17 protein-coding genes, 2 rRNA genes and 1 pseudogene are annotated in these 19,529 nt (G+C 35.4%); 9 read left to right on the forward strand and 11 right to left on the reverse strand.

Annotated features, from left to right (window positions below):
* Positions 1–19: 19 nt before the first annotated feature.
* A complete protein-coding gene (locus AAGD93_RS04635; protein ID WP_341819180.1) occupies positions 20–835 on the reverse strand; it encodes a hypothetical protein in 816 nt (271 codons plus the stop codon).
* A gap of 233 nt (positions 836–1,068) precedes the next feature.
* On the opposite strand from AAGD93_RS04635, the gene AAGD93_RS04640 reads away from it, so the two are divergent.
* A complete protein-coding gene (locus AAGD93_RS04640; RefSeq protein ID WP_006280349.1) occupies positions 1,069–1,854 on the forward strand; it encodes an enoyl-ACP reductase in 786 nt (261 codons plus the stop codon).
* On the opposite strand, the gene secD is transcribed toward AAGD93_RS04640, so the two are convergent.
* Both secD and AAGD93_RS04650 read right to left on the reverse strand, forming a co-directional pair.
* The gene (gene secD / locus AAGD93_RS04645) at positions 1,851–3,359 is read right to left on the reverse strand and encodes a protein translocase subunit SecD (RefSeq protein WP_341819181.1); all 1,509 of its coding nucleotides are present in this window, start codon (positions 3,357–3,359) and stop codon (positions 1,851–1,853) included. The genes AAGD93_RS04640 and secD overlap by 4 nt on opposite strands.
* Positions 3,360–3,534: 175 nt before the next feature.
* Positions 3,535–4,394, reverse strand: a protein-coding gene (locus AAGD93_RS04650; RefSeq protein WP_341819182.1) for an IS630 family transposase whose coding sequence is annotated in 2 segments (ribosomal slippage) — positions 3,535–4,070 and positions 4,070–4,394 — 861 coding nt in all. Because the reading frame shifts where the segments join, the coding sequence is not laid out codon by codon here.
* Positions 4,395–4,443: 49 nt separating this feature from the next.
* Between AAGD93_RS04650 and AAGD93_RS04655 the strand changes: the two genes are divergently transcribed.
* Entirely contained in the window at positions 4,444–4,587 is a 144-nt protein-coding gene (locus AAGD93_RS04655) for a hypothetical protein (RefSeq protein WP_341819183.1), read from the forward strand.
* A 176-nt stretch (positions 4,588–4,763) separates the two neighbouring features.
* On the opposite strand, the gene AAGD93_RS04660 is transcribed toward AAGD93_RS04655, so the two are convergent.
* The 5 genes from AAGD93_RS04660 to pstC form a co-directional block, all read right to left on the reverse strand.
* Positions 4,764–4,943: an ankyrin repeat domain-containing protein gene (locus AAGD93_RS04660; RefSeq protein ID WP_223823054.1), complete on the reverse strand. Its 180-nt coding sequence runs from the start codon at positions 4,941–4,943 to the stop codon at positions 4,764–4,766.
* Between the two features lie 302 nt (positions 4,944–5,245).
* A complete protein-coding gene (locus AAGD93_RS04665) occupies positions 5,246–5,389 on the reverse strand; it encodes a hypothetical protein (RefSeq protein WP_156518021.1) in 144 nt (47 codons plus the stop codon).
* Positions 5,370–5,714, reverse strand: a complete 345-nt coding sequence (locus tag AAGD93_RS04670) for a F0F1 ATP synthase subunit epsilon (protein WP_341819184.1) — start codon at positions 5,712–5,714, stop codon at positions 5,370–5,372. Before AAGD93_RS04670 ends, AAGD93_RS04665 begins: the two co-directional genes overlap by 20 nt.
* A gap of 12 nt (positions 5,715–5,726) precedes the next feature.
* Positions 5,727–7,154: a F0F1 ATP synthase subunit beta gene (atpD, locus tag AAGD93_RS04675; RefSeq protein ID WP_012673086.1), complete on the reverse strand. Its 1,428-nt coding sequence runs from the start codon at positions 7,152–7,154 to the stop codon at positions 5,727–5,729.
* A gap of 101 nt (positions 7,155–7,255) precedes the next feature.
* The gene (gene pstC, locus AAGD93_RS04680) at positions 7,256–8,344 is read right to left on the reverse strand and encodes a phosphate ABC transporter permease subunit PstC (protein WP_038199744.1); all 1,089 of its coding nucleotides are present in this window, start codon (positions 8,342–8,344) and stop codon (positions 7,256–7,258) included.
* 107 nt (positions 8,345–8,451) lie between these two features.
* Between pstC and rpmH the strand changes: the two genes are divergently transcribed.
* From rpmH to AAGD93_RS04695, 3 genes and pseudogenes are all read left to right on the forward strand, one after another.
* The gene (gene rpmH / locus AAGD93_RS04685; protein ID WP_006279898.1) at positions 8,452–8,586 is read left to right on the forward strand and encodes a 50S ribosomal protein L34; all 135 of its coding nucleotides are present in this window, start codon (positions 8,452–8,454) and stop codon (positions 8,584–8,586) included.
* Between the two features lie 67 nt (positions 8,587–8,653).
* A pseudogene (gene rnpA, locus AAGD93_RS04690) lies at positions 8,654–8,929 on the forward strand (ribonuclease P protein component); the annotation flags it as partial.
* An 86-nt stretch (positions 8,930–9,015) separates the two neighbouring features.
* The gene (locus tag AAGD93_RS04695; RefSeq protein ID WP_065094928.1) at positions 9,016–9,279 is read left to right on the forward strand and encodes a hypothetical protein; all 264 of its coding nucleotides are present in this window, start codon (positions 9,016–9,018) and stop codon (positions 9,277–9,279) included.
* 85 nt (positions 9,280–9,364) lie between these two features.
* Here the strand turns inward: AAGD93_RS04695 and rrf are convergent.
* Together rrf and AAGD93_RS04705 are read right to left on the reverse strand one after the other, a co-directional pair.
* Positions 9,365–9,471, reverse strand: a 5S ribosomal RNA gene (gene rrf, locus AAGD93_RS04700).
* 66 nt (positions 9,472–9,537) lie between these two features.
* Positions 9,538–12,303, reverse strand: a 23S ribosomal RNA gene (locus tag AAGD93_RS04705).
* A gap of 335 nt (positions 12,304–12,638) precedes the next feature.
* On the opposite strand from AAGD93_RS04705, the gene AAGD93_RS04710 reads away from it, so the two are divergent.
* The 3 genes from AAGD93_RS04710 (at position 12,639) to guaA (ending at position 18,029) form a co-directional block, all read left to right on the forward strand.
* Positions 12,639–13,715, forward strand: coding sequence for a class I SAM-dependent DNA methyltransferase (locus AAGD93_RS04710; protein WP_341819185.1), 1,077 nt, complete (start codon positions 12,639–12,641; stop codon positions 13,713–13,715).
* Between the two features lie 66 nt (positions 13,716–13,781).
* Entirely contained in the window at positions 13,782–15,566 is a 1,785-nt protein-coding gene (locus tag AAGD93_RS04715) for a ribonucleoside-diphosphate reductase subunit alpha (protein WP_341819186.1), read from the forward strand.
* Positions 15,567–16,466: 900 nt separating this feature from the next.
* Positions 16,467–18,029: a glutamine-hydrolyzing GMP synthase gene (gene guaA / locus AAGD93_RS04720; protein ID WP_341819187.1), complete on the forward strand. Its 1,563-nt coding sequence runs from the start codon at positions 16,467–16,469 to the stop codon at positions 18,027–18,029.
* 32 nt (positions 18,030–18,061) lie between these two features.
* Here the strand turns inward: guaA and AAGD93_RS04725 are convergent, their stop codons facing one another.
* Complete coding sequence (locus tag AAGD93_RS04725) at positions 18,062–18,769, reverse strand: TerC family protein (RefSeq protein ID WP_038199715.1); 708 nt, start codon at positions 18,767–18,769, stop codon at positions 18,062–18,064.
* Positions 18,770–19,166: 397 nt separating this feature from the next.
* Here AAGD93_RS04725 and AAGD93_RS04730 point away from each other — a divergent pair, with 397 nt between their 5' ends.
* Entirely contained in the window at positions 19,167–19,349 is a 183-nt protein-coding gene (locus AAGD93_RS04730) for a hypothetical protein (RefSeq protein ID WP_006279522.1), read from the forward strand.
* Positions 19,350–19,529 lie beyond the last annotated feature (180 nt).

Consider the following 19,529-nt stretch of genomic DNA (forward strand, 5'->3'; position numbering starts at 1 on the left):
ATAAATAAAAAACAACTTTTCAGAAGGCACCGCTGGTAGATTTTGCTGCCTGTTTTTGAGCTATATTCCCATAAATTATTGATACACTTGGTAATTTTTGCATTAATAACTGCTTATTAATGGCAGAATGTATACGATTAATTATTTTAGATGTACTTTTTACATCGCAGTTAATCAAAACAAAAAGCACTTTATTCTCATCAATATACCCTAGAAAATCATCACTACGGCAATTTTTATAAAAATGTTCTATGATAACTTTCAGTGCATTATTTGTCTCACTACAGCTACTATTTAAGCCAATCACTCCTATAGCTGCATTAATTTGATGTTGAAAGGCAAAATTTAATATAACGTATAACTCTAGAATAGTGGACTCATTGCCCGGTATATCGAATAAGTCATGGTTTTTATATTTTTTACCCATTAGATATTTATCTCTAAAGATTCCTAGTTTATGGGACAAACTGATATCACGTATTAATAGCTCATAATTTATTTTATTACTGGCAAATTGTGCAGTGCGGAAAACTTTTACTTTTGTCCTGATATCTTCTCCTTTAGCATCAGTTAAGGAAAAATCTATCACTTTAGGTAATATATCAAGTAAATCGTGCCCATTTTCGGTATACTCTAAATAATTCTTCATGTCGTCAGCTGTTCTTGCACTTAAAATATTGATTAACGGCTTATTAAGTAAATTCCCTTCCTCGTATTTTAACAAATTCCTTGCGGCTTGATTGAGCCCTAAAATTAACACGTTTTTTTTCTTATTATCCTGACAAACAGATACCACAGCATCATCTTTTCTTCTTGCAGTTATGAAATCATCCATACTTTCATTCTATACAGCGTATTTATAAGTATAATAAGATTATATTAAGATTTACTTACTTATTAATATGCTTAATTGGGTATAGGCAAAATGTCATATGGGATGGCTTTGTTGTAGAAGAATCAAGATTACTGTTTATAGACTTCAAGTTACTGCAAAAAATATTTTAAAACATAGTGATATCTTGACTTTACCTAGTTAATATTCCAAATTATAAAAAAACAGATAGTTCTATGACGACAAGTCTATTACAAGGCAAAAAGGGATTAATAACCGGAATAATAAATAAGAGATCAATAGCATACGGTATAGCAAAAACTCTCTCAGAGCACGGAGCAGAACTTGCAATCACCTACCAGAATGAAATAATAAAAGAAAAACTATCACCAATAGCAGATGAACTAAATGTGGAGCTAATATTACACTGCGACGTTTCAAATGAAAAAATCATAGATAACGCTTTCGAAATAATAGAGAAAAAATGGGGTACTCTTGACTTTTTGGTGCATGCAATAGCATTCTCCGATAAAAATGAGTTAGATGGTAAATATGTCAATACTTCACTGGATAACTTCCTCAATGCAATGCATATATCGTGCTATTCTTTTACTGCTTTAGCGCAAAGGGCTGAAAAAATGATGTCAAATGGTGGTAGTTTACTTACTTTATCTTATTATGGCGCTGAAAAAGTTATGCCAAATTATAACGTTATGGGTTTATGTAAAGCGGCACTTGAAGCAAGTGTAAAATATATAGCATGTGATCTCGGGCCACAAAATATCAGAGTAAATGCAATTTCCGCTGGTCCAATCAGAACTTTAGCATCTTCTGGAATAAGCGATTTTCACTCCATATCAGAATGGAATAGAAATAATTCTCCGCTCAGACGCAATGTTACAATAGAGGATGTTGGCAAGGCAGCGTTATACTTATTAAGCGACTTAAGTAGTGGCACTACTGGAGAAATTTTGCACGTTGATTCAGGATATAACGTTGTGGGAATGAAGGTAGTTGACTAACAAAGCACTAGTTCCTTCGGGTTCATACACAACTCTATCAGGAGTTTTGTGACTGTGATTGCAGAAAACATCGAACATAAAATTCCTATTGATAGAGTGACAGAAAAGCCTCTTATTGCTCCACTGCCAATAATGAACATTATTCCTGCAGCAATTAATGTAGTGATATTTGAATCCAGTATTGTCTTTATAGCGTTTTTAAACCCTTCTTCAATAGCACGTTCCACTCTCTTGCCAGATTTGATTTCCTCACGAATTCGCTCAAATATTAAAACATTTGCATCCACCGCCATACCAACAGTAAGTGCAATACCGGCAATTCCAGGTAAAGTTAGAGTTGCTTCAAGCAGAGTGAGAATTGATAATATAAGAACTACATTAGAAAAAAGTGCAACAGAGGCCAATACACCTAATTTGCCGTAAGTGATGATTATAAATAAAGCCACGGCTATAATAGAGATTGTTGCTGCCATTTCCCCTGCCTTTATTGATTCTTCTCCAAGACTTGGGCCAATGTTTTTTTCTTCAATTATTTTAAGTGGTGCTGGCAGTGCTCCAGATTTTAAAAGTATTGCAAGTTCGCTTGCTTGTTTTTCAGTGAAATTACCGCTAATTTCTCCCTCTCCATTTAAAATTGGCTCACGTATTGTAGGTACTGTTAAGACTGTGTTATCCAGAACAATTGCAAAAGGTTTTCCCACATTTTCTTTAGTGATTTTTGCGAATCTTTTACTCGCTATGCTGTCAAATTTAAAATGCACTGTTGGTTTACCTAAGTGACCAAATCTAACTGATGCGTTAACCAGCGAATCACCACCTATTTCAGTTTTGCGGAATATTGGATAAGAATTACCTAAAGAATCCTTGAGCATGACAGTGGTTTCATGGTCTATATCCTGCACCTTGGCTATGTTAGTGTTTGCCAAATGAAAAGCTAGCTTAGCAGTTTTGCCAAGCAGAAATTTTATCTGCTTGGTATCTTCTACTCCAGGCACCTGCACTAATATTTTATTCTGCCCTTGTTTTTGAACGCTGACTTCCTTTGTGCCAAGTTTGTCCAAACGGCGCTGGACATTGTTTATTGATTCTGCAGCTACTTCACTGATCAAAGAATTTTTATAATGGGGTTTATACGAAATGAGAATCGAAGAATCTTTTCTATTTAGCTCTAAATTTGGATTTATCGCATTAATCAACACAGATGCTTTTTTATAATCATCAATATTATTTAAAGTTATAACGCTATTTTGTACGTTAGATTCAATATTTTTTGTTAGCAATGTCTCTTTTATTTCGTTAGCTAGCATGCTTAGCTTTTCCTTAAAATAGAAGTCTAAGTCTATGTTTAAAAGCAAAGATGCCCCTCCTTTCAGGTCAAGGCCTAAGTTTATTCTTTTTTTCGAAATAAAAAGCTTATTATCAAAGAAATTTGGCAGTGTTATGTATAAAGCAAATAAACAGATGCATAATACTGAAAAAGATTTGACTATAAGTCTGTTGTACATAAATTGTAGGTTTAAAATTGTAATAATTGATTGTAAGTTAAAAATAGATTTTTGTAAAATTCTCTATTTGACCTTACCCAGAAAAAGCAGAGAGAAAGTTAAGACGTTTTTATCATGAGAATAAATTGTGCAGGAATGCAATAGTTATAGCATTTCTCATAATAGTCCGAACAGGTCATAGGAAGGCAGAATCAACAGCACGACGAAAGGATTCGAATAGAGGAATGTTTTTCCTGGCTCTGTTTTTTATAGCAAACCAATGATGCTCAATTTTGTTGAAATCTGGAGAATAAGGCGGCAGATACAAAATTTCTGCACCAACCCCTTTAGCAAGCTCGATAATCTTATCAGACTTATGAAAAGTAGCATTGTCAAGAATGACAGTCTGTCCAGGTTCCAAGATCGGTGTCAAAAATTGCTCAAACCATCCATTAAAAACATCCATATTACAGTGGCCTTCAAAGGTTAACGGAACAACTATCTTTCTTCCACTTAAGGCTGCAACCATACTGATTCGTTGAGTTTTCTTTCCAGATTTTAAGGCATAAAACCGCTGTCCTTTCTGGCAATATCCGTAGGGGTAGTCTTCGGTGTTATCAATGCCAGACTCATCTATATACACTAAGTTTTTAGGTTCTTTTGTCGCTATAATTTTCAAAAATTCAGCACGTTTTTCTTCGTTTCTTTCCTTGTATCCATATGTCTTTTTTTGCGCGTAAATCCAATTTTTTTAAGGGCTCGATAGATCGTTTGGATACTAACGTTGTTCCAAAGTTTAGCCATTTCCGATAGAGTCTTTCCTCCGTGTTCTCTGGCAAATTTGGCAAAGGTATCCCAGTCGGTAATTTTGTGATTGTAACCCCCATTTCCAAGTTTTTTTGATTGAAAGTCTCCTGTTTCTTTTCTTCTTTGCTGCCACTCCCATAAAGTAGTTCGTCCAATCTTAAATCTTGCTGCCACTGTTTCTCTGCTTTCTCCTTCGTCTAGCGCTTCCATTCCTTTTTTTCTTAAATCATAACTATATGCTGCTGGCATTCAACCTCCTTATCATCATCTATCCTTATCCTATCACATCCGGACTTTTATGGAAAGAGCTATACATAGCGATCAAGGGTCACAGTATACCTCTCAAAATTACCAATTTCTATTGAATACAAAAAACATCATTTCCAGCATAAGCCATAAGGGCTGTTGTTACGATAACTCTGTTGCAGAAAAGTTCACTTAAAAGGGAGCTGCTTATTGATACTTTTCGCTCAACAAACCAGAACTGCCATATTTGAATACATAGAAATCTTTTATAACAAATAACGTAGACATTCTACTATTAACTATTGCATTCCTGCACAATTTATTCTCATGATAAAAACGTCTTAACTTTCTCTCTACTTTTTCTGGGTAAGGTCAATTTGGGTCTGCACCATTTTTGAGTAATAGTTTTACTTCTTGTGCATTACCATCTTCTACAGCTAGGAATAATTGTTCTTCCTGTGTTTTTACGCGTGTTTCCACATTAGATATAAAAAATAACAATACTAAACATGCAATACCAATAATGCTAATATATTTTATAACTTTTCTCATAAGATATTTTACAATGCTTCTAATAATATTAGATATCATCTATAAAATTAAAAAATCCATGAAAGGGGATGAAAATATGTAAAAAAGTATTATTGATTAATTAAAAACAGATTTTGATTTGATAATACTAATAAAATCGATTTATCTTAAATTTACGTTGATTTTTACCTGTTATTTTTTGTAGTTTATCCAACGTAAATTCCAGGTAAAACAAAGTCGTTATCTCCAACCGTTACAACCAACTCTCCTTCTTTAATTTTTATTTGATTAGGTGTATGGTCCCATACCATCACACTCTGGGATCATACACCTAAAGTACTCCGACACTGGGATGACACCCCGGGGTTTCTGGGATGACAAAAAAGAGCCCCCTGAGCAAAAATCTTATAGCCACTTGAATGATAATTGACTTTTTGCCTAAAATAACTAAGAAAGAAACTTCTCATCAAGATAACTTAAATATATACTAATTCTCTTATTTTTAAACGATTTCTCATCATGAATTGCACGATCAAAAACCTGAATTTGACTTGTTATAATGCTACAATTATTACTTGCAACTTCTAATACGCCACTATCAATTACAACCTTCTTTTCTGTTTGGTTACTCATTTTAACAGTAATCATACCAGGCAATAAACAAATTAAGTAAGGAGCATGGTGAGCTAAAATCATAAGCTCCCCTTCGAGCCCAGTTACTGAAAGAGAAACCACTCCACTGAATGAAATTTGATCATCAGGAGAGAAAAATTGCACTTTAAAAGTATTCATAATCTTTAACTTTTATTTAGCTTCAGCTTGTATTAATTCAGCCTTTTTTATTGCTTCATCTATATTCCCCACCATATAAAAAGCAGCCTCTGGTAAGTGATCATATTTGCCTTCAACAATCCCTTTAAAACTGGAAACAGTATCAGAAAGTGAAACAAATTTACCAGGCATGCCAGTAAATATTTCTGCAACGTGAAAAGGTTGAGAAAGAAATTTCTGAATCTTACGAGCCCTATCAACAATAATTTTATCTTCATCAGATAGCTCATCCATACCAAGTATTGCGATAATATCTTGCAGTGATTTATAAGTTTGCAATATACGTTTCACCTCAGAAGCTACCTTATAATGTTCTTCACCAATGATTTCAGCAGATAAAGACTGAGAAGTTGAATCAAGTGGATCAACAGCAGGGTATATTCCCATTTCAGCTATTTGCCTTGACAACACTGTGGTGGCATCAAGGTGAGAGAACGTAGTTGCTGGGGCTGGATCAGTTAAATCGTCCGCAGGAACATATATAGCTTGCACAGAAGTAATAGAGCCAGAAGTTGTTGAAGCTATTCTTTCTTGCATTGCACCCATATCAGTTGCAAGGGTTGGCTGATAACCAACAGCTGACGGTATTCTTCCAAGTAAAGCAGAAATTTCAGAACCAGCTTGTGTAAATCTAAAGATATTATCCACAAAAAATAGAACATCTTGGTTTTCACGGTCACGAAAATACTCTGCCATAGTAAGTGCTGTTAAAGCAACTCTAGCCCTTGCTCCAGGAGGCTCATTCATCTGACCATAAACCAAAACAGCTTGAGATTTTTCATGCTCATTTATATTTATTACATTTGAAGTGATCATCTCGTGATAAAGATCGTTACCTTCACGCGTTCTCTCCCCTACCCCGGCAAACACAGAAAATCCTTTATGAGCTTTTGCTATATTATTAATTAATTCCATTATTAGGACTGTTTTACCAACACCGGCTCCACCAAATAAGCCAATTTTTCCTCCTTTAAGATAAGGTGCAAGAAGATCTATAACTTTTATTCCTGTAACTAAAACTTCTTCCTGTATTCTCTGTTCAGTAAAACTTGGAGGTGCTCTGTGTATAGGCTCTAAGTTATATTTTCCCTTCAGTGGACCACACTCATCTATAAGCTCTCCAACAACATTAAAAATCCTTCCTAAAGTTGAACGCCCAATTGGCACCGATATTGGTGCACCTGTATCAACAAATTCATCCCCCCTTGACATGCCATCTGTGCTATCCATAGCAATACAACGAACTATATTGTCACCTATATGCTGCGAAACTTCTAAAACCAGCTCCTTATCCTTATATTTTAGTTTGCTTTTTAAAGCATTAAATATTTTAGGCAATTCACCTTCAAATTTTATATCAACAACTGCTTGAGTTACCTTAATCGCTCTACCTATATTCATCTCTTTATTTTTATCACCTAACACTATAATTCCATAAAAGAACTTCTAAAGAAAATAAATTTTATATTATTAATAGAAATTTTGCAACATTAAAACGCTTACTAGTTACGCTTCATTACAAACAATGCAAATGCATTTAATAGCCAAGTAATAATAAACAATACTAAACTAAGCGCATAAGCAGCAAGAGTTTGTACACTATTGAAATCCTGATCTCCGGTAAGTAATGTAGCGATCTGCACGGTAATGGTAGTAACTGAATTAAGAGGGTTAAAAGTCAAATTTGCGTTGATTCCCACAGCCATTAGCACAATCATTGTTTCACCTATCACTCTTGAAATTGACAATAAAATTGCACTTAAAATTGTAGGCATTGCATAAGGTATTGTTATATGCCATATAGTTTCCGCTGGAGTTGCACCAAGTGCCATGAAGCCATAACGCAAGCTTTTTGGAACAGATCTTATGGCATCTTCGAGTAAAGAAATAATAAAAGGAAGAATCATTATCCCAATCGATAAACCGGCAACTAAGGCACTTTCTGAGTGTATACTTAAACCAAAAAAATTTGCTACCTGCTTTATAAAGAAAGACAAAAACACAACCGCGAAATATCCATATACAACCGTAGGAATAGCAGACAAAACTTGCAAAGTTGTATTAACAATATAACGCACTTTCTCACTCGCATATTCACTAATATATATTGCAGAAAATAAACCAAGCGGAACGACAACTAACATTGCTATAATAGTTATAAGTAATGTACCAACTAAAAGCGGCGCTATACCAAAACATCCTATCTTCTCTTCATTGATAGTGACTACATTGTGGCCCCATTTCAAGCAAAACAAGAATTCTGAAATAGCTACTTTATTAAAAAAACTAATGGATTGAATAAAAATAGACAGCATTATAAATAAAGTGATAAAAAATGATATGGCCAAAGCCACAAATAACGAAAGTTTTATTATCTTATTTCTTTTATTTTTAAAGATAAAAGCGAGCATGAAAAAAAGTAACGCTATAGAAATAAAAGTTACAAAACAATTATTATAGAATACTAACAACCAAGTTAGCATCCATACACAACTAAGATATAGATAAGATTTAACCTTATTTACTTCTTGAAACCTACTAAAACAAAATAAAAGGATTAGTAAGACAGGTATGACTATCACCGAATTCATTCTTCCATGCATCAAATTTTATTCTACGAAAATGTCATACAAGTTCACCATTATTTGACAATAAAGTAAAACAATTTAAAATAAATAATTATATTAATATAAAAACAATGAAGAGAACATTTCAACCAAAAAATTTGATAAGAAAGCGCAGACACGGATTTCGTTCACGTATGGCAACAAGAGCTGGAAGAAAAATCCTTAATAGGCGCCGTTCATTAGGGTGTAACAAATTATGCGCATAGTAAGTATAAAAAAAAAGATTTTTCTTCTGCTTTCAAAAATAAGTTAGCACTCAACAGTCTTTTTTATCGTGGGCTTTATATATCACTGTACGCTATAAAAGAAAGAGAACCTGAAAAGTACATTCATACTATTAGAGTAGGTCTGGCTATCAGTAAAAAAACCGGAAAAGCAGCAAAAAGAAATAAAATAAAAAGGCAACTACGAATGCTTGCTAAAATTAGCATTTTAAATATAAGTAATATAGGGCACTACTACATAATACTAACTCATAGAAACATTATGCAAGCAAGTTATAAAAACTTACAAAAAGATCTAACTATTTGCTTAAAAAAGATAAAATAAAAAAAAATCTCAATTAAGGTATTTACAACTATATTTTTTATGATAATATAGGTAAAATTTTTAAAAATAGTTAATGGGTGTGGTGAATGGTAGAGCATATAAAAGAGGTAAATAACACAGGCTTTGGTCAGATGTATCAATTCTTATTTCTTCCTAAAGGAACAGGAACAGATTGGAGGTCAGCATTTCGCCAACAAGAAGAATTATTTAAAAAAGTGGGAGGTAATGTAATATTACCAGAAATCAGTAATTCTCCTTCAAAAGGGAATCAATTAGGGGAAGTAGGAACAATGCTAAATAATGTAGAAAATGACCAAGAACATATAAGAAAAAAAAGATATCGTGGTTAAAGTAAAAACTTAAAGAATAGTAACAAAACAAGAAAGTTAAAATATAAGTATACCTACTGTCTAATTAACAAAGAAATTTTTATAAACTTGGCGGCGACCTACTCTCCCTTTTCAAGTACCATCAGCGCTAAAAAGTTTCACTTCCGAGTTCGAGATGAGATCGGGTGGTTCATTTTTGCTATAGCCACCAAGTCAATAAAAATTTCTAACTTAACAATTTTAACTTAATATTTAACACTGCATACACACATATAGAAAACAAATAAATCAATCAGGCTATTAGTACTAGTTAGCTTCACATGTTACCATGCTTCCACACCTAGCCTATCAACGTGGTAGTCTTCCACGGCCTTAATTGGGAAATCTTTTTGAAGAGGGTTTCTTGCTTATATGCTTTCAGCAATTATCCCATCTATACATAGCCACCCAGCGATGCTATTGGCATAACAGCTGGTACACCAGAGGTATATCCATCTCGGTCCTCTCGTACTAGAGTCAGACCTTCTCAAATTTCCTTCACCCACGGCAGATAGAAACCGAACTGTCTCACGACGTTCTAAACCCAACTCACGTATCACTTTAATCGGCGAACAGCCGAACCCTTGGGACCTTCTTCAGCCCCAGGATGTGATGAGTCGACATCGAGGTGCCAAACGGTGTCGTCGCTATGAACGCTCGAACACCATCAGCCTGTTATCCCCGGCGTACCTTTTATCCGTTGAGCGATGACCCTTCCATACAGAATCACCGGATCACTATGACCGACTTTCGTCTCTGCTTGGCTTGTCAGCCTCGCAGTCAGGCAAGCTTATGCCATTATACTATCAAGCTGATTTCCGACCAGCTCTAGCTTACCTTCGCACGCCTCCGTTACTTTTTAGGAGGCGACCGCCCCAGTCAAACTACCCACCATACAATGTCCTAGTTCCAGATAATGAAACATAGTTAGATATCAAAAGTGTAAAGGGTGGTATCTCAAGGTTGACTCCATTATAGCTAGCGCCATAACTTCAAAGTCTCCCACCTATCCTGCACATCACACTTTTAATAGCAATGTAAAGCTATAGTAAAGGTGCACGGGGTCTCTTCGTCTAACCGCGGGTACCCCGCATCTGCACGGGGAATTCAATTTCGCTGAAGTGATGTTGGAGACAGTGGAGAAATCGTTACGCCATTCGTGCGGGTCGGAACTTACCCGACAAGGAATTTCGCTACCTTAGGACCGTCAGTGTTACGGCCGCCGTTTACTGGGGCTTCAATTCGGAGCTTGCACCCTTCCTATTAACCTTCCAGCACCGGGCAGGCGTCAGACCCTATACTTCCACTTACGTGTTTGCAGAGTCCTGTGTTTTTAGTAAACAGTCGCTACTCCCTATTTTGTGCCACCTACTCATAGTTGCCTAAAAGCAGGTTACCCTTCTTCCGAAGTTACAGGTATAATTTGCCGAGTTCCTTCAACATCATTCTTTCAACACCTTAGTATACTCTACTCATCCACCAGTGTCGGTTTGCGGTACGGCCTCATAAATATAAGTGCTATTTCCTGGAGCTTCTTTTAAGCATAGATCAATCCAATAAGATCTATACAAATACGAAACCCGTCACACTTAAGAGGTTTAGGAATATTAACCTAATTGCCATCGACTACTCCTTTACGGACTCGCCTTAGGAACCGACTAACCCTACGCAGATTAACTTAACGTAGGAACCCTTAGATTTTTGGTGAGAGTGTTTTTCACACTCTTTTACGCTACTTATGTCAGCATTCTCACTTCCGATATCTCCAGCAGTTTTCACAAACCACCTTCACAGACTTACGGAACGCTCCGCTACCGCGCCTATTGATCGAAATCAATAAGCACTCACATCTTCGGTATACAGCTTTAGCCCCGGTACATTTTCGGCGCAGAAAAACTTATTTAGACAAGTGAGCTGTTACGCTTTCTTTAAAGGATGGCTGCTTCCAAGCCAACCTCCTAGCTGTAATGGTTTTTCTACTTCCTTCCCCACTTAGCTGTAATTTTGGGACCTTAGATAGTGATCTGGGTTGTTTCCCTCTTCACCACGGACTTAGCACCCGTAGTGTGCCTGCTGTATAATTAATTGTTGGTATTCGGAGTTTAGTTAGATTTGGTAAGACGGTGAATCCCCCTAGTCTATCCAGTGCTCTACCCCCAACAACATACATACAACGCTCTACCTAAATAGATTTCGCGGAGAACCAGCTATTTCCAAGTTTGATTGGCCTTTCACCCCTAATCACAACTCATCCAATAATGTTGCAACATTAACTGGTTCGATCCTCCAGTGTGTTTTACCACACCTTCAATCTGGTCATGACTAGATCACTTGGTTTCGGGTCTAATCCATAAAACTAAAACGCCCTATTCAGACTTGCTTTCGCTACGCCTACACCTAACGGCTTAAGCTTGCTTCATAGATTAACTCGCTGACCCATTATGCAAAAGGTACGCTGTCACTCTAAATATCAATAAATTGATATAGAGCTCCAACTGTTTGTAAGCACTTGATTTCAGATTCTATTTCACTCCCCTCCCGGGGTTCTTTTCACCTTTCCCTCACGGTACTTGTTCACTATCGGTCGTTAAGGAGTATTTAGGCTTGGAGGATGGTCCCCCCATATTCAAACAGGATTTCACGTGCCCCGCTCTACTCAAGGATTTAAAAACTTTCTACTTATACAGGACTATCACCTTCTATGGTTACTATTTCCAGAGTATTCTAATTCTTATTCTTAAATCACTAGCCTTTTCCGCTTTCGCTCGTCACTACTAACAGAATCTCGGTTGATTTCTTTTCCTTTGGCTACTTAGATATTTCAGTTCACCAAGTTTGCTTTACATACTTAGTACGTAATAACTAGCTAAACTAGTTGGGTTTCCCCATTCGGAAATCTGCGGATCAAAATTTGTTGACAATTCCCCACAGCTTATCGCAGCCTGCCACGTCCTTCATCGCCTCTTAACGCCAAGGCATCCATCAAGTGCTCTTAATAATTTATTTATCCGACTATATGCAGAATATGCAGAGTTAAATATTATTAAAATTGAATTGAGATTAAATTAATCTCTACCATAAAACTTGTCAAACATCTAAAAACTAAATTAATCTTTTATATATTATAACCTAATAAATAATATGTCAACGCTTTTTTGCACAAAACATTTACTTATATTATCAACAACAATATACTAGCAATCCTAAATAGTATAATCTGAGAAATATGTGGTAAACTTATATATACAGTAAAAATTAATAAAAAAGATATTTTGTAAGATAAAATGTGTTAAAATCAATTGCCTAAAAATGATAATAAACATTCGGAGTATTTCTAACGTATGAAAAGTAATCTCTCTTTTATAAAAAACGTTGCTTTAAATTGTATGTCTAAGCTCATTGGCGTATTAAATATTAAGAAAGTAAAACACTTCATTGTGAATAAATATAATACTCTTCATAAAGAAATGACAGTGCTTCTTAAAAAATCTAAGAACCTGTTAAACACCAACATTGAAATCTGTTTATATCACTTTTATAAAGGTAGCATATCAGATGCAAAGTTACGATTTTGGTTAATTAGCATATTTTACCCCCATTTACCTATAGTCTGGTATAACATCGGAAGGTGTCATTTTGCGGTAGGGAATACTAACAAAGCTTATAATTATTTAACAAGGGCACTAAAATTAGATAATGACCACGAGGAGGCGTCTTACTATATAAAAAAAATGACAAACTCAGCGCCTATTACAGAATTGCCAAAAAACCTCATAAGACAATATTTTGATTACACAGGTGAATATTTTGTTGAGCATTGGTTGATTGCCAAACAATATAGAGGGCATGAACTTGTACACATGATAATTACAAAAATCTTCAACAACTCCACTTCTGAGCTCAATATACTCGACCTTGGTTGTGGAACTGGAATATGTGGTCATTTCTTGAAAATAAATAGTATTGGAAACCATATAACAGGAATTGACATTTCAAGTAGAATGCTAAATATCGCAAGAGGATGCTTTATAAAAGGTAAGCCTGTTTACAATGAATTAATACATATGGAAATGAAAGAGTTTCTTAAACAAGAGAAAAACCAGCAGTATGATGTAATTATCTTTGCTGAAGTGCTACATTATCTACATGACTTTCAAGAAGAATTGGAATTAGCAAAAAGATCTACGAGCAAAAAAGGAGTTATTGTATGTTTAATAAGAAGAAAGGAAGGTGAAGGTATTGACTTTGTAAACAAAGGAGACTATTTTCGTCACTCAGAAAGTTATGTTCAACATGTTGCAAAAGAAATAAATATGCAAATAAGTTATATGAGTTACTGTAAAATATATGGCAGTCAGGTTGACGGTATCTTGTTTGCATTACAGCATCAACAAGAAAATCCGAAAAACCTAACTTAAAAATTACTCAAAGTGGCTTTTAAGTATCTATATATAATAAAAGAATAAAAGGATAAAAGGAATTTTATGAATAACATTACTATTGATTACGCAAAGGACAGCAAATTAACCGACTTTGGAAAAGCAGTTCTATCAGACAGGTATTTAATAGAAAATGAAAGTTATCAAGACCTCTTTGCACGTATTGCTAATTACTATTCTGATAATAAAGAACATGCGCAGCGTCTTTATGACTACATGAGCAACTTGTGGTTCATGCCTTCAACACCAATACTCAGCAATGGTGGCACTAAGAGAGGGTTACCTATCTCTTGCTTTCTTAATGAAACCGAAGACAGCTTGCAGGGAATAGTTGATCTATGGAACGAAAATGTTTGGCTTGCTGCACGTGGAGGAGGCATAGGTAGTTATTGGGGAAATTTACGCTCAATAGGCGAAAGCGTAAAGGGTAGCGGCAAAACATCAGGAATTGTTCCATTTATTGTAGTGCAAAATGCTCTAACGCTTGCAATTAGTCAGGGATCCCTAAGGCGAGGAAGTTCAGCAGTCTACCTTCCTGTATCTCATCCGGAGATAGAAGAGTTTCTAGATTTACGCAAGCCAACAGGCGGTGACCCAAATCGCAAAGCGTTAAATATACATCATGCTGTAATAGTAACAGATAAATTTATGCAGGCTGTTGAGAATGATCAAGAATGGAATTTAATAAGCCCTCACAACAATAAGGTTATTTCAACTGTAAAAGCGCGGGATATATGGATCAAAATATTAACAGCAAGAGTTGAAACTGGAGAACCTTACATTATTTTCCTTGATGCAACAAATAACAATAAGCCAGAATCTTACAAAAAGCTCAACTTAGACATCAAGATGTCAAATCTATGCAGTGAAATAACTTTAACCACAGGTTATGATCACCTGAATAAGTCACGCACTGCTGTGTGTTGTCTATCATCCGTAAACCTTGAGTACTACGAAGAATGGAAAGACAATAAACTCTTCATAGAAGATATAATGCGCTTTCTTGATAATGTATTGGAAGATTTCATAAATAAAGCACCGAATGAAATGCAGCGAGCAAAATATTCTGCAATAAGAGAACGCAGTATTGGTCTTGGTGTGATGGGCTTTCATTCATTTTTACAAAGCAAAATGGTTCCTTTTGAATCAGTAACAGCACAACAATGGAATAAAAAAATATTTAAGTATTTACGCGAGCAAGCAGATATAGTTTCTAAAAAATTAGCAGAAGAAAAGGGAGCATGTCCTGATGCCAAAGAAGTTGATCTAATGGAAAGGTTTACACACAAGCTCGCTATTGCTCCTACTGCTTCGATCTCCATTATTGCAGGTAATACCTCTCCTGGAATAGAACCATATGCAGCAAACGTATTCATACAAAAGACACTTACAGGTTCATTTGTAGTGCGAAATAAATTCTTGCAAAAACTATTAGCAGAAAAAAATCAAGACAATGATAAAATATGGTCTTCAATTTCAACAAACGAGGGTTCCGTTCAGCATTTAGATTTTCTTAGTGAGCATGAAAAATTGACATTTAAAACAGCGTACGAGCTTGACCAAAGATGGATTATAGAACATGCAAGTGATAGAACTTCGTATATTTGTCAATCTCAATCAGTAAATCTGTTCTTACCTGCCAACGTACATAAACGTTACTTGCACAAAATACACATGCTTGCTTGGAAAAAAGGATTGAAGAGCTTATATTACTGCAGATCACAATCAATGCAGAGAGCCGATAAGGTCTCGCATGACATATTCAAAAAAAGTGAAATATTGCAACAAAAAACAGATATTGACTACGATGAATGTCTGTCATGCCAATAGCGGCCTTACTCAGAAAAAGTAGAGAGAAAGTTAAGCAAATGGGTAAATAGACTTCTTGCATAACCATATAACGCACTTTTATTGGGAATAGAAACGAAAAAACTTCCTTGACAAGCTTCGCCAGCCACCTTATCATGATAATGAAGGTATTCATTTATCTTCAATCTGTGCAGATTAAACGACAACAGTATTACGTAGTTGGCGTCTTATTTTTAATTTTTTGCACTATGCACACCTTACGTCTTCACAACATTTTTAGGTTTTTACCTATATAAGCTGAAACGCGCTTATAAGTCGTTTAAGACAGTATAGTACGCCGATTTGCAGGATTAGAGAGTGACAACTAGCTAACACGGGGTTTTTTTGCCTTTTTTCCTGCTTAGTAAATTTCTTAAACATTTAAACTAAGGTGAGTTGCATTAAAAAGCAGCTAAATTGCAGCGTTTAAGACTTAAAAAACGCCAATACTAAAAATAGACAATGACTAGGGTTTCTTTTGCCTTTTTTTTATTTGGTAAATTTTTTAATATTTATACGGAAGGTGTCATTCCAGCGCGTGACGCTGGAATCCAGCCTTTCTGCAATCTCATCGAAAACGTTTTTCTATGCTAATTTGCTTGCTCACAAGCAAACTTTCCTGGATCCCAGTGTCAAGCACTGGGATGACAGCTAGCCTGACAACCGTCATCCCGCTACTTGTTAGCGGCTGAGATACTGCGGCGGTATGACGTAGATTGCTGTCATTCCGCTACTAGTTAGCGCCGCAGTGCTATGGTGTAGGAAAATTAGCTATATAGCTAACTTGCACCACACGTTAAAGCTTTTAAAGAGGTCTTGGTTTACTTGCTCCATTATTTTCTTTATTATCAGATATTGCTTAAAATAATATGGAGGAGCAAATTGTCAGCAATTGCCATTATTGATTTTGGTTCACAGTTTACACAGCTTATCGCAAGACAAGTAAGAGGAATGGGCGTTTATTGTGAGATATTTCCAAGCAACATCAGTTTTGAAACAATATCAAAATTCAATGGGTTTATTCTCTCTGGAGGACCACAATCTGTAAATGATGATTGTTCTGAAACAAGTAGAGTAGTACATGAAATTATAAAACTTAATGAGGCAATAAACGTTCCTATACTTGGAATATGCTATGGACAGCAACTCATTTGTCATTATTTTGGAGCAAAAGTAAAAGAGAGTTTCAAACAGGAGTTTGGCAGAACTAAAATCAAGATGCTAAAAGAATCCCCCATTATAAAGGATACCTGGGATGTTAATTCTGAGGTGGATGTATTAATGAACCATGCGGACAGTGTTGATACTATACCACAGGGATTTACTGTTATCGCATCAGGTGTGATAAATCAAACAATTGCAATGATTGTTAACGAACAGCGAAAGATTTACTGTACTCAATTCCATCCTGAAGTGAGGCCCACAACAAATGGCAGTAAATTGCTCTCTAACTTCTTGGATATTGCAAATTGCGAAAGAGACTGGACAATGAAGTCGTTTATTGAGGAGCAAAAGGAAAAAATCAAAAATGTAGTAGGAGAGAAAAAAGTAATCGCTGCAGTAAGTGGTGGGGTTGATTCAAGTGTTGCAGCGGCTCTCACACATAAAGCTATAGGAAAACAATTGAACTGTATTTTTATCGATACTGGGTTGTTACGCAAGAACCAGACCATTGCTATGTTGAAAGAGATTCCGATAAACTACGTTGATAAATCAAATTTATTTTTGAGTAGATTGAAGGGAATAACTGATCCAGAAGAAAAGCGAAAAATTATCGGTAACACTTTTATTGAAGTGTTTGAAGAAGAAGCGAAAAAAATAGGTGATGTGGATTTTTTGATGCAAGGTACCATCTACTCTGATGTAGTTGAGTCAGGGCATGCCTCAGACAACACTAGTACAATTAAGTCTCACCATAATGTTGGTGGGTTGCCAGAAAAGATGAATCTGAAGTTAGTGGAGCCTTTACGTTACCTCTTTAAAGATGAGGTAAGGCTACTTGGAAAAGAAATTGGGCTTTCAGATGAGATAATATTTCAACATCCATTTCCTGGACCCGGACTTGCAGTGAGGATTATAAGTGAAGTCGATGAAGAAAAGGTGCGAATATTGCAAGAAGTAGATGAAATATATATTAATACGATGAAAAATTACGATCTATATGATAAGATATGGCAAGCTTTTGCTGTATTATTACCAATAAAAACTGTAGGCGTTATGGGAGATGGTCGTACGTATGGATATGTTTGTGCTTTAAGGGCTGTAACATCATCTGATGGTATGACAGCCGATGCATTTCCATTTGAAGATAAGGATCAACACTTGCTAGTATTTTGGGATTTTTTACGCAATGTCGGCAGTATAATTGTTAATAATGTTCCCGGAGTAAATAGAGTTGTTTATGATATCACTTCTAAACCACCCGCAACTATTGAGTGGGAGTAAATCAAAAAGATCCCGCTGCTTGTTAGCTGGATCTAGAGATACCGCGAATGAATCGCGGTATGACGGTTAATTTTCTTTATTTTGCTTATAATTTCCACAAGCAGTGCAAACATAAATGAAGAATACAAATATCCTTTTGGTAACTCTATATGAAATCCATGAAGTATGAGGTACACACCGACAAGTAAAATAAATAAAATGGCGATTATTTTTAACCCTGGGTTAGATTTGATTAACTGGGCGGTATAACTTGATAAAAACAGCATTGCTAGCATGGAAAATGTAAATGCTGTAGCAATTATTACCATGTTATAAGTTAGTGCTATAGCAGTTAATATCGAATCAACCGAAAAAACTAAATCTATTAATATAATTTGTAGCACAACTAAAAAAAATTTTGATTTAACGTTTGCTTTCTTTTTATTTTTCTTACATACAAAGATGTCATCCCGTAACTCCATAGAGCTTTTAACAATAAGGAATAATCCCCCTGCGATCATAAGTAAATCCCTTGCTGATGCAGTGTGAAATATAGGTTTTTGCATTGACAATATAGATGATGTAAAAAATAGTATTACAAAACGCATTAATAGTGCTAATCCAAGGCCCATAAGGCGCACTCTTTCTCTCAGCGCATTTGGTACCTTATCTATTGCTAGAGAAATAAAGATTAAATTGTCTACACTAAGTATAGTTTCAAGTAGTGTAAGTGTCAGTAAAGTCCAAGCATCAGTTAGCATTTTTGTTTCAAATTCGGTTCTTCTTACTCTACAATAGATGTGTAAAAATTAAGTGACTTCACTCAGAAGTTTTATAGCAGTTCTCCAGAAAAACAGGATATATAAAGTTCAGCAGCTTCTTCTATTTTCGTTTTTGAGCAAAATCAATAATAAGAGAGTTTCTTATTTTCATGCACGCAAATAAGATAAAGCCTTATTTTCATTTTTGACTTTATTTGAAAATAATATATACTATAAAAATAGTGTGCTAGGTTGAATGAATGTATATTAAAGGATCACCATCAGGCAAAGTATTCGCTGGTTATCAGGCATTTATACCAAGCCCCTTGCCACCAAAATTTGAATGGGACAATGATTTAGTTAATAGTCTTTAAACCCTTACTTTACTATAAGGAAAGTGGTTGAAAACTTAGGTGTCGTATTTACAACAGCCCAAAGAGCAATCGTAAAGCTTGAAGATTTAGGCATCGTTTCACAAACTTCTCAAGGAAAGAGAGATCGGGTTTATTGTGCAACTGATATTTTGAATATTCTAGAAGAACCAACTAAGATTACAGAGAACTTCGATAGCACATTGTAGCTATTGTGATGAATAAATTCAGCAAACAGCAAGCTTAAAGAGTCTGATCCAATGGACATACTGAACAAAAAGTAAGGAGCTCCTTTTGGAGGATTATATTAACTTATTAATCAATTGCTTGACTTTTAGCAGGATTTATTATATTATTTATTAATGAGCAATGCAATCAAACCAAGGAGG

It is taken from the genome of Wolbachia endosymbiont (group A) of Brachyopa scutellaris (assembly GCF_964026995.1).
Classification (GTDB): Bacteria; Pseudomonadota; Alphaproteobacteria; order Rickettsiales; family Anaplasmataceae; genus Wolbachia; species Wolbachia pipientis.

Bases quoted from the DNA above. Each gene is read 5' to 3' on its own strand.
- AAGD93_RS04660 (WP_223823054.1), bottom strand. From the start codon at position 4,943: ATGAGAAAAGTTATAAAATATATTAGCATTATTGGTATTGCATGTTTA.
- AAGD93_RS04635 (WP_341819180.1), bottom strand. From the start codon at position 835: ATGGATGATTTCATAACTGCAAGAAGAAAAGATGATGCTGTGGTATCT.
- AAGD93_RS04710 (WP_341819185.1), top strand. From the start codon at position 12,639: ATGAAAAGTAATCTCTCTTTTATAAAAAACGTTGCTTTAAATTGTATG.
- AAGD93_RS04670 (WP_341819184.1), bottom strand. From the start codon at position 5,714: ATGAATACTTTTAAAGTGCAATTTTTCTCTCCTGATGATCAAATTTCA.
- AAGD93_RS04665 (WP_156518021.1), bottom strand. From the start codon at position 5,389: ATGAGAAGTTTCTTTCTTAGTTATTTTAGGCAAAAAGTCAATTATCAT.
- AAGD93_RS04695 (WP_065094928.1), top strand. From the start codon at position 9,016: ATGGTAGAGCATATAAAAGAGGTAAATAACACAGGCTTTGGTCAGATG.
- AAGD93_RS04655 (WP_341819183.1), top strand. From the start codon at position 4,444: ATGGAAAGAGCTATACATAGCGATCAAGGGTCACAGTATACCTCTCAA.
- AAGD93_RS04715 (WP_341819186.1), top strand. From the start codon at position 13,782: ATGAATAACATTACTATTGATTACGCAAAGGACAGCAAATTAACCGAC.
- pstC (WP_038199744.1), bottom strand. From the start codon at position 8,344: ATGAATTCGGTGATAGTCATACCTGTCTTACTAATCCTTTTATTTTGT.
- AAGD93_RS04640 (WP_006280349.1), top strand. From the start codon at position 1,069: ATGACGACAAGTCTATTACAAGGCAAAAAGGGATTAATAACCGGAATA.
- atpD (WP_012673086.1), bottom strand. From the start codon at position 7,154: ATGAATATAGGTAGAGCGATTAAGGTAACTCAAGCAGTTGTTGATATA.
- AAGD93_RS04725 (WP_038199715.1), bottom strand. From the start codon at position 18,769: ATGCTAACTGATGCTTGGACTTTACTGACACTTACACTACTTGAAACT.
- rpmH (WP_006279898.1), top strand. From the start codon at position 8,452: ATGAAGAGAACATTTCAACCAAAAAATTTGATAAGAAAGCGCAGACAC.
- secD (WP_341819181.1), bottom strand. From the start codon at position 3,359: ATGTACAACAGACTTATAGTCAAATCTTTTTCAGTATTATGCATCTGT.